Origin of the sequence: Microlunatus capsulatus (assembly GCF_017876495.1) — a bacterium.
Lineage (GTDB): Bacteria > Actinomycetota > Actinomycetes > Propionibacteriales > Propionibacteriaceae > Microlunatus > Microlunatus capsulatus.
In genome coordinates, this window is record NZ_JAGIOB010000001.1 from 829189 (window position 1) to 841779 (window position 12591).

12 protein-coding genes and 1 tRNA gene are annotated in these 12591 nt (G+C 71.4%); 4 read left to right on the forward strand and 9 right to left on the reverse strand.

Annotated elements, in window-relative coordinates; genetic code table 11:
* Nucleotides 1-77: 77 nt before the first annotated feature.
* Both ftsE and prfB read right to left on the reverse strand, forming a co-directional pair.
* Nucleotides 78-764, reverse strand: coding sequence for a cell division ATP-binding protein FtsE (gene ftsE / locus JOF54_RS03810; protein WP_210053128.1), 687 nt, complete (start codon nucleotides 762-764; stop codon nucleotides 78-80).
* 140 nt (nucleotides 765-904) lie between these two features.
* Complete coding sequence (prfB, locus tag JOF54_RS03815) at nucleotides 905-1978, reverse strand: peptide chain release factor 2 (RefSeq protein WP_245358854.1); 1074 nt, start codon at nucleotides 1976-1978, stop codon at nucleotides 905-907.
* Between the two features lie 177 nt (nucleotides 1979-2155).
* On the opposite strand from prfB, the gene JOF54_RS03820 reads away from it, so the two are divergent.
* Complete coding sequence (locus JOF54_RS03820) at nucleotides 2156-3085, forward strand: ROK family protein (protein WP_210053132.1); 930 nt, start codon at nucleotides 2156-2158, stop codon at nucleotides 3083-3085.
* Between the two features lie 185 nt (nucleotides 3086-3270).
* On the opposite strand, the gene JOF54_RS03825 is transcribed toward JOF54_RS03820, so the two are convergent.
* Nucleotides 3271-3711, reverse strand: a complete 441-nt coding sequence (locus tag JOF54_RS03825) for a hypothetical protein (RefSeq protein WP_210053133.1) — start codon at nucleotides 3709-3711, stop codon at nucleotides 3271-3273.
* Between the two features lie 190 nt (nucleotides 3712-3901).
* Here JOF54_RS03825 and JOF54_RS03830 point away from each other — a divergent pair.
* A tRNA-Val gene (locus JOF54_RS03830) sits at nucleotides 3902-3975 on the forward strand.
* 109 nt (nucleotides 3976-4084) lie between these two features.
* Here JOF54_RS03830 and JOF54_RS03835 read toward each other — a convergent pair.
* From JOF54_RS03835 to JOF54_RS03845, 3 genes are all read right to left on the reverse strand, one after another.
* Complete coding sequence (locus tag JOF54_RS03835) at nucleotides 4085-5011, reverse strand: restriction endonuclease (protein WP_307803818.1); 927 nt, start codon at nucleotides 5009-5011, stop codon at nucleotides 4085-4087.
* A 251-nt stretch (nucleotides 5012-5262) separates the two neighbouring features.
* Nucleotides 5263-6120 carry an aldo/keto reductase gene (locus JOF54_RS03840; protein WP_210053135.1) on the reverse strand — a complete coding sequence of 286 codons (858 nt, stop codon included), beginning with the start codon at nucleotides 6118-6120 and terminating at the stop codon, nucleotides 5263-5265.
* Nucleotides 6117-6593, reverse strand: a complete 477-nt coding sequence (locus JOF54_RS03845) for a nitroreductase family deazaflavin-dependent oxidoreductase (RefSeq protein ID WP_210053137.1) — start codon at nucleotides 6591-6593, stop codon at nucleotides 6117-6119. Before JOF54_RS03845 ends, JOF54_RS03840 begins: the two co-directional genes overlap by 4 nt.
* A gap of 80 nt (nucleotides 6594-6673) precedes the next feature.
* Between JOF54_RS03845 and JOF54_RS03850 the strand changes: the two genes are divergently transcribed.
* Nucleotides 6674-7606 carry a serine/threonine dehydratase gene (locus JOF54_RS03850; protein ID WP_210053139.1) on the forward strand — a complete coding sequence of 311 codons (933 nt, stop codon included), beginning with the start codon at nucleotides 6674-6676 and terminating at the stop codon, nucleotides 7604-7606.
* 15 nt (nucleotides 7607-7621) lie between these two features.
* Here JOF54_RS03850 and JOF54_RS03855 read toward each other — a convergent pair whose 3' ends face one another.
* On the reverse strand, nucleotides 7622-8086 hold the full coding sequence (locus JOF54_RS03855; protein WP_210053141.1) for a peroxiredoxin: 465 nt from the start codon (nucleotides 8084-8086) through the stop codon (nucleotides 7622-7624).
* Nucleotides 8083-8517, reverse strand: coding sequence for a DUF3052 domain-containing protein (locus JOF54_RS03860; protein ID WP_307803820.1), 435 nt, complete (start codon nucleotides 8515-8517; stop codon nucleotides 8083-8085). The genes JOF54_RS03855 and JOF54_RS03860 overlap by 4 nt, the downstream gene beginning before the upstream one ends.
* A gap of 344 nt (nucleotides 8518-8861) precedes the next feature.
* Here JOF54_RS03860 and aceE point away from each other — a divergent pair, with 344 nt between their 5' ends.
* Complete coding sequence (gene aceE / locus JOF54_RS03865) at nucleotides 8862-11627, forward strand: pyruvate dehydrogenase (acetyl-transferring), homodimeric type (RefSeq protein WP_210053143.1); 2766 nt, start codon at nucleotides 8862-8864, stop codon at nucleotides 11625-11627.
* 190 nt (nucleotides 11628-11817) lie between these two features.
* Here aceE and JOF54_RS03870 read toward each other — a convergent pair whose 3' ends face one another.
* Entirely contained in the window at nucleotides 11818-12582 is a 765-nt protein-coding gene (locus JOF54_RS03870; RefSeq protein WP_307803821.1) for an inositol monophosphatase family protein, read from the reverse strand.
* Between the last annotated feature and the right edge of the window lie 9 nt (nucleotides 12583-12591).

Below are 12591 nucleotides of genomic sequence, written 5' to 3' on the forward strand. Positions count from 1 at the left end.
CAGTCCTCAGTCGTGCGGGTGGGTGCGGTACCGGTGGGCGCGGACGCGGGGGTCGCCGGCCGCGGTGGCGGTCGGGCTCACTGGTAGCCGTAGACGCCCTTGCTCTGGTCGCGGACGACGAGACCGTCGTCGAGCTCGATGACGCGCTTGCGCATCTGGTCGACGATGGTCGAGTCGTGCGTGGCCATCAGCACCGTGGTGTCGGCGCGGTTGATGCGGTCGAGCAGCTTCATGATGCCCACGCTCGTGGCGGGGTCGAGGTTCCCGGTGGGCTCGTCGGCGATGAGGATCATCGGCCGGTTGACGAAGGCCCGCGCGATGGCGACGCGCTGCTGCTCGCCGCCGGACAGCTCCTCGGGGAGCCGGCCGCCCTTGCCGTCCAGACCCACCAGCTCGAGGACCTCCGGCACCACCCGCTTGATGGTGGAGGCCGGCTTGCCGATCACCTGCAGGGCGAAGGCCACGTTCTCGGTGACCGTCTTGTTGGGCAGCAGCCGGAAGTCCTGGAAGACGGTGCCGATCTGGCGGCGCATGGCCGGGATCTTCCAGCTGTGGAGCTTGTTGAGCTCGCGCCCGGCGACGAAGACCTTGCCGCGGGTCGCGCGCTGCTCGCGCAGGATCAGCCGCAGGAAGGTGGACTTGCCCGAGCCCGAGGCGCCGACGAGGAAGACGAACTCCCCCTTGTCGATGTCGACGCTGACGTCGTCGAGCGCGGATCGCCGCTGCCCGTCGTAGGTCTTGGTCACGCCCTCGAAACGAATCACTGCCCTGCCTCTAACCCGGTTGACGTCTCCGACGGCACCGTGTGCAGCGCCGGACGGCCACGGACGAGTGTAGGTGAACGACCCGTGCGGGCCCGGTTCCGCGCGGGCGCGCGTCGGAGGGCGCCCCGGAGGGCGTCAGGTCAGCTGGTGGCCAGCTCGGTGGTCCGGCGCCAGCGGATGCCGGAGTCGATGAACCCGTCGATGTCGCCGTCGAAGACCCCGTCGGGGCTGGAGACCTCGAAGTCGGTCCGCAGGTCCTTGACCATCTGGTATGGGTGCAGCACGTAGGAGCGCATCTGCGACCCCCAGCTGTTGCTGCCGTCACCCTTGAGGGCGTTCATCTCGGCCTCGCGGTCGTGCCGGACCTTCTCCAGCAGCCGGGACTGCAGCACCCGCAGGGCCGCGGCCTTGTTCTGCAGCTGCGACTTCTCGTTCTGGCAGGAGACGACGATGCCCGTCGGCAGGTGAGTGATCCGGACGGCGGAGTCGGTGGTGTTGACGCTCTGCCCGCCGGGGCCCGACGAGCGGAAGACGTCGATCCGCAGCTCGTTCTCGGGGATGTCGATGTGGTCGGTGGCCTCGGTGACCGGCAGCACCTCGACGCCGGCGAACGAGGTCTGGCGCCGGCCCTGGTTGTCGAAGGGCGAGATGCGCACCAACCGGTGGGTGCCCTGCTCGACCGAGAGCGTCCCGTAGGCGAACGGCGCCTTGACGGCGAAGGTGGCGGACTTGATGCCCGCCTCCTCGGCGTAGGAGATGTCGTAGGTCTCGGTCGGGTAGCGGTGCCGCTCGGCCCAGCGCAGGTACATCCGCAGCAGCATGGCCGCGAAGTCCGCGGCGTCGATGCCGCCGGCTTCGGAGCGGATGGTGACCAGCGCCTCGCGCTCGTCGTACTCCCCCGCCAGCAGCGTCCGGACCTCCAGCGCCTCGATCGAGCGGCGCAGCGAGGTGAGCTCGGTCTCGGCCTCGGCCATGCTGGCCGCGTCGCCCTCCTCCTGGCCCAGCTCGACCAGGACGGCGAGGTCGTCCAGCCGGGAGCGCAGCTCCTCGACCCGGTCGACGTCGGCCTGCAGCGCCGAGAGACGCGAGGTGACCTTCTGGGCGTTGTCGGTGTCGTCCCACAGGTCGGGCGCGGAGACCGCCTCCTGGAGCTCGGCGATCTCCACCTTGAGCCCCGCGGGGTCGATGACGGCCTCGATGGAGCTCAACGACATGTCGAGCGTTGCGAGGTCTGCGGAGAAGTCAGGGCCAGCCACGATCGTCCACTCTACTGAGTCGGCGCGGATGGCGCCGCCACCCGCGCCGGTCCTCGCCCCGCCCGGGCCCGGGCCGCGGCACTAGGCTGCCGACGCGTCCGTCCCGGGCGCGACCACCGGTCAGGGAGGACAGGGATGAGCGAGCAGGTGCTGGCCGTCGACATCGGCGGGACGAAGATCGCCGTGGCGCTGGTCGACGACCAGGGCGGGCTGGGCGCATCGACGGTCCGGCCCACCCCGCGCTCGGACGACGCCGACACCGTCTTCGCGCCCGCCGCGGACGCCGTCCGCGCCGTCCTCGCCGACCGGCCGGCCGGTCGGGGCCCGCTCCGCGTGGGCATCGGCAGCGCGGGACCCGTCGACACCCCGGCCGGCACGATCTCCCCCGTCAACATCGCCGCCTGGCGCGGCTTCCCCGTCGTCGCCCGGGTGGCCGCCGTCGTCGAGGAGGTGACCGGGACGGCTCCGGTCGTCGGGCTCGCGGGCGACGGGCACTGCTTCGCCCTCGGCGAGCACTGGCTGGGCGCGGCCCGCGACGTCGACACGATGATCGGCCTGGTGGTCTCCACCGGCGTCGGCGGCGGCGCGGTCCTCGACAACCGGCTCTTCGCCGGGTCCAGCGGCAACGCGGTCCACCTGGGTCACATCAGCGTCAACGCCTGGGGACCGCGCTGCGTCTGCGGCTGCCACGGCTGCACCGAGATGTACGCACGCGGACCGGCGATGGTGGCCGCCGCGCAGGAGCGCGGCTGGGTCGGCGAGGACGCCCAGGCCCTGACGGCCGACGCCCGGGCCGGCGACGCGGTCGCCCGCGAGGTGATCGAGATCGGCATGCGCGCGCTGGCCGCCGGGATCGCCACCACCGCCACGGAGCTCGACGTCCGCACCGTCGTCGTCGGCGGCGGGGTGTCCAAGGCGGGCGACGTCATCTTCGAGCCGCTGCGCCGCCACCTCCGCGAGTTCGCCGTCCTGGACTACGTCCGCGACCTCGAGGTCCGTCCCGCGGTGCTGGAGAACGCCGGTCTGCTGGGCGCCGCCGCCCTCGCCTTCACGCTCGAGGGGTAGGAGGAGCGCGCCGCGGGCGCGGCCTCAGGCTCGGCCCGCACCGCTCCTCGCGCCGCCGCTCGGAGGAGGAAGGGGTGGACACGCTCTTCCGTCCACCCCTGACGACGACGTGGGCGGATTAGAGCGAGGAGCGCGTCCGAGCGGAGCGAGGACAGAGGACACCGCTCCTCGCGCACCCTTCTCCACTACTCCTCCTCGTCGCGCTGCAGCTCCTCGATGCGGACGAAGCGGTCCTCCCCGCGCGGGCGGCGCTGGGGCCAGTCGCTGACCCAGACCACGGCGAAGGCCGCGAGCGAGCAGAGCAGGGCCAGCACCGGTCCGAGGACCGAGAGCCAGACGGCGGCGAAGCCGACGACGACCAGCCCGAGCACGACGCCCAGCGCGCGGGCGGTGAGCCGGCCGTGCCGGGCGCGGTGCGCGACGTAGACGACCCAGGGCACCATCGCCGCCAGCACGACGACCACGGCGAAGCGGGAGAGGGTGCCCGAGAACACCCCGGCGGTGAGCCGGAGCATGCCGGTGAGGCTGAGCAACCCGGTCAGGGTGCCGGCGAGGAGGGCCAGCTGGCGGGAGACGGGGGTCCGGGCAGGACCCCCGGTCAGCGGAGCGGCGGACGGCGTGGCCATGAACTGCCTCTCGGCTCGGCGGACGGCGCAGGAGCGGGCACCCCCGCACGCGTTCGGGCCAACCTAGTGCAGGAGCGGTGCCCGGACCCAGCCCCGCGGACGGAGTCGGCGGACCGCTTGGCGGGGCCGGTGCCGGGCACTAGTCTGAGCGGCCGACCCGGGGCCGGAGGCCGGCCCGCGGGTGCGACCCGGGAACATAGCTCAGCTGGTTAGAGCACCTGTCTTACAAACAGGGGGTCGGGGGTTCGAGTCCCTCTGTTCCCACCCTGCACGAAGCAGTGCCGGCCTAGCCAGGCTCCCCTCGTGCGCTCACCAGGCTTATGAGTTGCGCATGTTGATTTTCCAACGCTGGCACTCAAGCGCCTCTACCACCTCAGATACTCTCGAAATAATCCTCGTCCATCCGCTTCAGGACGTACGTCGACTGCTTCTGCACTCCGACGTTATGCAGGACCATGAGGGTCGCTAGAGCCTGCCCATCAATCAAAACGATACGTTCGCGAAGAAGCCGCACGTATTCCACCGCGTCTCTACTGAATGTGCTGGTCGTGATAATGACGCCACGATCAGCCTTCTGGCCGTGAAGAGCACCGACGAAAGCCTGCAAGGCAGGCCGTCCCACCGAGTTGTCCGGGGAGTAGCGTTTCGCCTGAAGGTAGACCCTGTCCAACCCGAGCGGGTCCTGTCGGATGATGCCGTCGATGCCCCCGTCGCCCGAGCGACCCGTGTGTTCCACGGCACCTGTTCTCCCGCCGTACCCCATGGCCGAGAGGACCTTGAGCACTAGGCGCTCGAACGCGGCTGGGTCGAGGGTGTGAAGGCGGGCCAGCACCTCCGACTCGACGTTGGCGCGGTTTTCGCGTTCAGCCGTCTCCATCAAGTCCTCTGGAGTCGTCTCTTCAGCCGCGTCAGCAGGTTCTGACGGCGATGCACCTGAGCGGGTTATCGTCCGTGTGCCTTTACGGCTACGGAACTCCTGATAGCTAGGGTACCTGCCCAGGAATGCTACGTCGATGCGCCCTGGATTCGTCGCTAACGCCTTCCGACCCGATTCCGTGATGATCACAACGCCTCGACTAGGGCGGGTGATAAGCCCGGCTTGGAACATGTGCGACATCGCCCAGTGCGCCCGATTCACATAAACCGGTTGCCCAGAGGGAATCGTCTCGTCGCGGTCTCCCTCGGTCAGATGTAGGCGGTCGGCAACCTCTTGGATCACATCGCGGCCTCGGTGAGGTTGCTCGTCAGACAAAAACTGAAGAGCCGGAAGCATGAACTGCTGGAAGCCTGGGACGGTCACAAGAGATTCCCTTCAGAACGAGTTCGCGTCACGGGGTGTCGAGCCTGAGTTCAGGGCTGACGGCGCAGCGACGCCTGCAACCGCAGCCCGTGTCGTCGTCTCTACCTACGCCGAGCCGTGGGAGTCGGGAAGTCAAGCGCCATCGTGCCTGCCGCCAGCCAAAAAACTCAGTCTCGCTGTCGGATCTTGGGGAGCAGGGGGTCGGGGGTTTCGAGTCCCTCTGTTCCCACCGACTCACCCGCACGCCCGCCTCAGACGAAGAGCGGCTCCAGGTCGAAGGCCCGCTCGAGCTCCTCCATGGCCGCCTCGTCCGGCCGGCCGTCGGCCCGCTCGGCGGCGTCGAGCACCAGCGGCAGGACGTGGATGTCCCCCACCGTGTTGAGGAAGACGCCCTCGCGGCCGAGGACCCAGGCGACGGCGGTGTCGATGGCGCCCTGGTCGCGCAGCGGCTCGTACCAGGTGGCGGCGGTCTGCTCGCGGTCGCCCCAGGGTGCCCGGGTGATCGCCTTGATCGTCTGGACGGCGACGCCGCGCTCGTCGCAGGTGGCCGTCAGCGCCTCGAAGTCGTCGAGGTAGGACCGGTTGCGGGTCATCGGGAAGTTGTAGGGCAGCAGCACCGAGTCGAACTCGAACTCCCCCAGCGAGCGCAGGTGCTGGGCCGCCACCGTGACCCCGTGGCCGGTGACGCCGATGTGGCGGACCAGCCCCTCGTCGCGGGCGCGGACGGCGGCCTCCAGCGCGCCGCCGGCGGCGAAGGCGGTCCGCCACTCCTCCTCGTCGACGAGGTTGTGGAGCTGGAGCAGGTCGACGTGGTCGGTCTGCAGCCGCTCCAGGGAGTGGTTGATCTGCGCCCAGGCGGCGTCGGCGGTGCGCTCCCCGGTCTTGGTGGCGAGGAAGTACTCGTCGCGGTGGTCGGCCATCCACGGGCCGATCCGCAGCTCGGACTCGCCGTAGCTCGCCGCGGTGTCAAGGTGGTTGATCCCGTGCCGGCGGATCAGCTCCATCGTCTGGTCGGCCTCGTCCTGGGTGACGGCGCCCAGCGCGGCCGCCCCGAAGATGATGCGGGTGCTGTCGTGGCCGGTACGGCCGAACGGCGTGGTCTCGATCATGGCTGCTCCTCGGGGTCGGTGCCGGGCTGCACCCGGCGCTCCGCGAGGAGCACCGGGATCCGGCGGTCGGTCTTGCGCTGGTACTCGGCGTAGGGCGGGTAGGCCGCGACGGCCCGTTCCCACCACTCGGCGCGCTCGTCGCCGTCCAGCTCGCGCGCGGTGGCGTCGAACCGGTCCGCGCCGTCCTGCACCTCCAGCGCCGAGGGGTCGGCCCGCAGGTTGTGGTACCAGACGGGGTGGCTCGGCGCCCCGCCCTTGCTCGCCACCAGGAGGTAGGCGCCGTCGTGCTCGACCCGCATCAGCGGGGTCTTGCGGAGCTTCCCGCTCTTGTTCCCGCGGGTGGTGAAGATGACGACGGGCAGGCCGGTGTCACCCAACGTCCCGGCCTCGCGGCCATCGGTCGCCTCGTAGCGCTCCACCTGGTCGCGGACCCAGTCCTCGGGGCTCGGCTCGTACTCTCCTTCGAGCGGCATGCTGCTGATCCTAGGACCCGCCGCCGACACGGCGGGGAGGCGGTGCTCGCCCCGACCGGCCCGCGGACCACACTGGGTCCGTGACCCTGGTGACCCCGGTGCTCCCACCCACGACGCGGGACGTCCAGGACGCGGCCGACCGGCTGCGCCCCTACGTCCGGCGCACCCCGCTGCTGCGCCTCAGCCTCGACGGCCGACCGGTCGTCCTCAAGCTCGAGCAGCTGCAGCTGAGCGGCTCCTTCAAGCTGCGCGGCGCTCTCAACGCGGTGCTGGCCGGCCACGCGCACGACCACGTCGTCACCGCCTCCGGCGGGAACCACGGCCTGGGCGTCGCGACGGGCGCGGCGCTGCTCGGCATCACCGCGACGGTGTTCGTGCCGGCGTCGGTGCCCGAGATCAAGGCCCGCCGGATCGCCGCCAAGGGCGTCACCCTCGTCCGCACCGGGGCCACCTACGCCGAGGCCGCGGCCGCCGCGGCCGAGCTGGCGGCCCGGCCGGGGCACCGCTACATCCCCGCCTTCGACGACCCGCTCGTGGTCGCCGGCAACGGCACGGTCGCGGCCGAGGTGGTGGCCGACGCCCCCGACGTCGACACCGTCGTGGTGGCGGCGGGCGGGGGCGGCCTCTCGGCCGGCAGCGCCCTCGCCGTCGGGGACCGCCTGCTGGTGGCCGCCGAGCCGGAGCGCTGCAGCGCGGTGCACGACGCCCTCGTCGCCGGCCACCCCGTCGACGCCCCGGTGGACTCGGTGGCCTCGTCCGCGCTCGGCGCGACGCGGATCGGGCAGGTGCCCTTCGACGTGCTGGCCCCCCGGGCGCGATCCGGCGCCGTCCGGTCCGTGCTGGTCAGCGAGGCCGCGATCGTCGAGGCCCGGGACCGGTTGTGGGAGGAGTGCCGGATCGCCACCGAGCCGGCCGCGGCCGTGCCGCTCGCCGCTTGGATGGCCGGCGACGTGCCGGGCGAGCTGCCCTGCCTGGTCATCTGCGGCGCGAACGCGGAGTGGACGCCGCTCTGATCCTGGCGGCCGCCGTCAGGCCGCCGGCAGCGCCTGCAGGTGCTCGGCGATGCTGCGCGCCTCGCCGAGGCCGGTGAGGACCGACCAGGTGACCGTGCCCTCGGCGTCCAGCACGAAGGACCCGCGCCGGGCGACGCCGTGCTCCTCGTCGAAGACGCCGTAGTCCTGGGCGATCCGGCCGTGCGGCCAGTGGTCGGCCAGCAGGTCGAACGTCAGCCCCTGGGCGTCGGCGAAGGCGCGCAGGGCGAACATCGGGTCGCAGCTGATGGCCAGCACCCGCGCGTCGACGGCGGTGAACTGCGCGAGGTCGTCGCGCAGGGCGCACAGCTCGCTGGTGCAGATGCCGGAGAACGCGAAGGGGTAGAAGACGAGCACGGCGGGTGCCCCGAGCAGGCTCGCCCGGGTGACCTCCTGCCCGTGCTGGTTGCGGGCGGTGAAGTCCGGGGCGGTCTGGCCGGCCTGGGGCACCCCAGCGCTCACCGGCGCGAGCCCTTCGGCCGGACCAGCTTGGTGGCCGCCCAGTCCGCCGACACCGAGGCCGTCGTCGTCTGGGCCAGGCCCGCGGTCTCGGCCGCCTCGGCCAGGTCGACGGCGTCGACGTAGCCGTCGCGGCCGACCTTCGGCGTCATCAGCCAGATGTAGCCGCTGTCGGTGAGGTCGGGCAGCGCCTCGACCAGGCCGTCGACCAGGTCGCCGTCGCTGTCGCGCCACCACAGCAGCACGAGGTCGACGGGCTCCACGGCCTCCTCGACCAGCTCGCCGTCGACGGCGTCCTCGATCATCACGCGGACCTCGTCGTCGACGTCGTCGTCCCAGCCGATCTCCTGGACCGCCAGCCCGGGCGTGAGGCCGAGCTTCCCGACGACGGCCTGGTCCTGCTCGGACGCGCTCACCGTGACCCCCGGGTCCACGTCGCGTGCGTGCAGCGCGTGAGCATCGGATCCGGAACGCGAGGGCTCAGCTCGCTCATCTCGGTGCGCAGCTCCTTCATCTGGTGCGGCCCCGCAGAGCAGATCTCCTGCACGCTGCGGCCGCGGTGGCGGACAACTCTGGGGCCAGCCTGCCAGAGGTGGCGGGCCGGTGGAACCCCCGGCGCGCCGCGGCCCCGCGATCACCCACCCCGCGCGCGAGCCCGGCGGGCCCCCACCGCGGGTGCTCCCGTTGCCGCCAGGTGACAGGATGGGGTGTCGTCGTCCCACCAGACGCCCCTGGAGAATGCCAGCGTCACCGTCGCTGGAGATCGTGAGGAGCTCGCATGGCCAAGCCCGGAACTCGTCCGGCCATCACCGCAGAAGGTCTGCTCAGCCAGATCCCGGACATCGACCCGGACGAGACCGCCGACTGGCTGGAGTCGCTGGACGGCCTGCTGGACGAGAAGGGCAAGAACCGGGCCCGCTACATCATGCTGAAGCTGCTCGAGCGCGCCCGGGCCGCCCAGGTGGGCCTGCCGGCGCTGCGCAGCAGCGACTACGTCAACACCATCCCGGCCGAGGCCGAGCCGTGGTTCCCCGGCGACGAGCACATCGAGCGCCGGCTGCGGGCCTACATCCGCTGGAACGCCGCGATCATGGTCAGCAAGGCCAACCGCAAGGGCCTCGAGGTCGGCGGTCACATCGCCACCTACCAGAGCGCCGCGAGCCTCTACGAGGTCGGCTTCAACCACTTCTTCCGCGGCAAGGACGCCCCCGGCGGCGGCGACCAGGTCTTCATCCAGGGCCACGCCTCCCCCGGCGTCTACGCCCGCTCGTTCCTCGAGGGGCGGCTGACCAGCCACGACCTCGACGGCTTCCGCCAGGAGGTGTCGCGCGGCACGGGGCAGGGCCTGTCGTCCTACCCGCACCCGCGGCTGATGCCGAAGTTCTGGGAGTTCCCGACGGTCTCGATGGGCCTGACGGGCATCAACTCGATCTACCAGGCGCGCTTCAACCGCTACCTGCACAACCGCGGGATCAAGGACACCACCGAGCAGCGCGTCTGGGCCTTCCTCGGCGACGGCGAGATGGGCGAGCCCGAGTCCCTCGGCGCGATCCGCGTCGCCTCCCGCGAGGGCCTGGACAACCTCACCTGGGTGGTCAACTGCAACCTGCAGCAGCTCGACGGCCCCGTCGTCGGCAACGGCAAGATCGTGCAGGAGCTGGAGTCCTACTTCCTGGGCGCCGGCTGGAACGTGATCAAGGTCCTCTGGGGCCGCGACTGGGACCCGCTGCTCGCGGCCGACCGCGACGGCGTCCTGGTGAACAAGATGAACACCACCCCGGACGGGCAGTTCCAGACCTACCTGGTCGAGGACGGCGCCTACATCCGCGGCAACTTCTTCGACGACCCCCGGCTGCAGAAGATGGTCTCCGGGATGAGCGACGAGCAGATCAAGGTGCTCTCGCGCGGCGGGCACGACTACCGCAAGGTCTACGCGGCGTTCAGGTCAGCGCAGGACCACGTCGGCCAGCCGACCGTCATCCTGGCCCAGACCGTCAAGGGCTGGACGATCGACGCCCTGGAGGGCAAGAACGCCACCCACCAGATGAAGAAGCTGACGACGAAGGACCTCAAGGCCTTCCGCGACCGGCTCTACCTCGACATCCCCGACAGCCAGCTCGAGGACCCGTACAACCCGCCCTACTTCCACCCGGGCGCGGACTCCGACGAGATCACCTACCTGCAGGACCGCCGCAAGGCGCTCGGCGGGTACGTGCCGGAGCGACGGGTGAAGCGGGCGACCCTCAAGCTCCCGGCCGACGAGGTCTACGGCCCCCTGATGGAGCCGGCGGGCGAGAAGGCCAAGGTCGCGACGACGCAGGCCTTCGTCCGGCTGCTGCGCGACCTCATGCGGGACAAGGAGATCGGCCACCGGATCGTCCCGATCGCGCCGGACGAGTTCCGGACCTTCGGCATGGACTCGATGTTCCCGACGGCCAAGATCTACAACCCGCACGGCCAGACCTACGAGTCGGTCGACCGCAAGCTGCTGCTGTCCTGGAAGGAGAGCACCTCAGGCCAGCTGCTGCACGAGGGCATCTCCGAGGCCGGCGCGATGGGCTCGACGATCGCCGCGGGCTCGGCCTACAGCGTGCACGGCGAGCCGATGATCCCGTTCTACATCTTCTACTCGATGTTCGGGTTCCAGCGGACTGGTGACTCCATCTGGGCGATGGCCGACCAGATGGCCCGCGGCTTCCTGCTGGGCGCCACCGCCGGCCGGACGACGCTGACCGGCGAGGGCCTCCAGCACGCCGACGGCCACTCGCCGCTGCTGGCCAGCACCAACCCCGCGGTCGTCACCTACGACCCGGCGTTCGCCTACGAGATGGGCCACATCGTCAAGGAGGGCCTGCGACGGATGTACGGCCACGACGACGAGGCGCACCCCGAGGGCGAGAACGTCATCTTCTACATCACGATGTACAACGAGCCGGTCTTCCAGCCCGGCGCCCCGGCCGACCTGGACGTGTCGGCACTGCTCAAGGGCCTGTACCGCTACAAGGCCTCCCACCTCGACGGCGACGACCGCCCCCGCGCGCAGCTGCTCGCGTCGGGCGTCTCGATGCCGGCCGCGGTGAAGGCCCAGCAGATGCTGGCCGACGAGTGGGGCGTCGCGGCCGACGTCTGGTCGGTGACCTCGTGGAACGAGCTCCGCCGCGACGGGCTCGAGACCGAGGAGTGGAACCTCAACCACCCCGACGAGGAGCGCCGCTACCCGTACGTGACCCAGACCCTGCACGGGGCGCCCGGGCCGGTCGTCGCCGTCAGCGACTACATGCGCGCGGTGCAGGACCAGATCCGGCCGTGGGTGCACCAGCCCTGGTGCTCCCTCGGGACCGACGGGTTCGGCTTCGCCGACACCCGTGCGGCCGCCCGCCGGTACTTCCAGGTCGACGCCGAGTCGATCGTCGTCGCCACGCTGGAGACCCTGGCCCGCGAGGGCCAGTACGACCCGGCCGCGGCGAAGAAGGCCTACGACGGCTACCAGCTCGGCGACCCCACCGCCGTCGCGCACGTCGCCCAGGAGGGCGCGGGAGCGTAAACCCCGAAGTCCTGACGGCCGAGTGCCCACGTCCCTGAGGGGACGTGGGCACTCGTCGTTCTTGGGGTCTGCTGACCGGTAACGCGTGAACGAGTGGTGCCTAGACCAGCCGTTCGTTCACGCGCTCCGGAAGCCGTGAACGACGTCCGACTAGACGACGAGTTCGTTCACGGCTTGGCGGCGGGGTGGGTCAGTCGGCGACGGTCGCGCCGGTGAGCGCGGCCCTGGCGTCGGCGACGGCTCGGCGGTTGCCGGCCACCTGCCAGGTGGTGCCGGGCATCTCGACCGACTCGGCCACGCCGCCGGCGCCGAGCACCAGGGCCGCGCCGGGGAACCAGTCCCAGGGCGAGAGGTTGCCCTGGAGGAACAGGCCCAGCCGACCGGTGGCCACGCCGGAGAGGTCGACCGAGGCCGAGCCGAGCATCCGGACGGCGGCGGAGGCGTTGGTCGCGGCCGACCAGGAGGCGGCGCGGGCCGGGTCGGCGGTGTGGCGGGGGTGGAAGTAGGTGGCCACGGAGATGCCCTCGAGCGGGCGGTCCGTCAGCTGCGCGACCGGGACCCCGTTGAGGGTCGTCGGGTGGTCGCGACCGCCGACCCACAGCTCGTCGCGCGCCGGGTAGTAGACGGCACCGGCGACGGGGCCGTCCGCGTCGACCAGGCCGACGGCCGAGCACCAGTACGGGATGCCGGAGAGGAAGTTGTAGGTGCCGTCGACGGGGTCGACGTACCAGGTCCGCGCCCCGGGCCGGGTGTGGCCCTCCTCGCCGACCAGGCCGTCGTCGGGCCGGGCGTCGACGAGCCGGGAGACCACCAGGTCCTCGGCCGCGTGGTCGGCGGCCGAGACGACGTCGGAGACCGACGTCTTGTAGTGGGTCTCGAGACCCTCGTCGAGCATCCGGGCGGCGAGCGTCCCGGCCTCGCGGACGAGGTCGGCAGCCAGGGAGAAGTCGTCCACGCCCCGACC

Coding starts and splice junctions, on each gene's coding strand:
- JOF54_RS03820 (WP_210053132.1), top strand. CDS start 2,156: ATGAGCGAGCAGGTGCTGGCCGTCGACATCGGCGGGACGAAGATCGCC.
- aceE (WP_210053143.1), top strand. CDS start 8,862: ATGGCCAAGCCCGGAACTCGTCCGGCCATCACCGCAGAAGGTCTGCTC.
- JOF54_RS03825 (WP_210053133.1), bottom strand. CDS start 3,711: ATGGCCACGCCGTCCGCCGCTCCGCTGACCGGGGGTCCTGCCCGGACC.
- JOF54_RS03840 (WP_210053135.1), bottom strand. CDS start 6,120: ATGATCGAGACCACGCCGTTCGGCCGTACCGGCCACGACAGCACCCGC.
- JOF54_RS03845 (WP_210053137.1), bottom strand. CDS start 6,593: ATGCCGCTCGAAGGAGAGTACGAGCCGAGCCCCGAGGACTGGGTCCGC.
- prfB (WP_245358854.1), bottom strand. CDS start 1,978: ATGTCGTTGAGCTCCATCGAGGCCGTCATCGACCCCGCGGGGCTCAAG.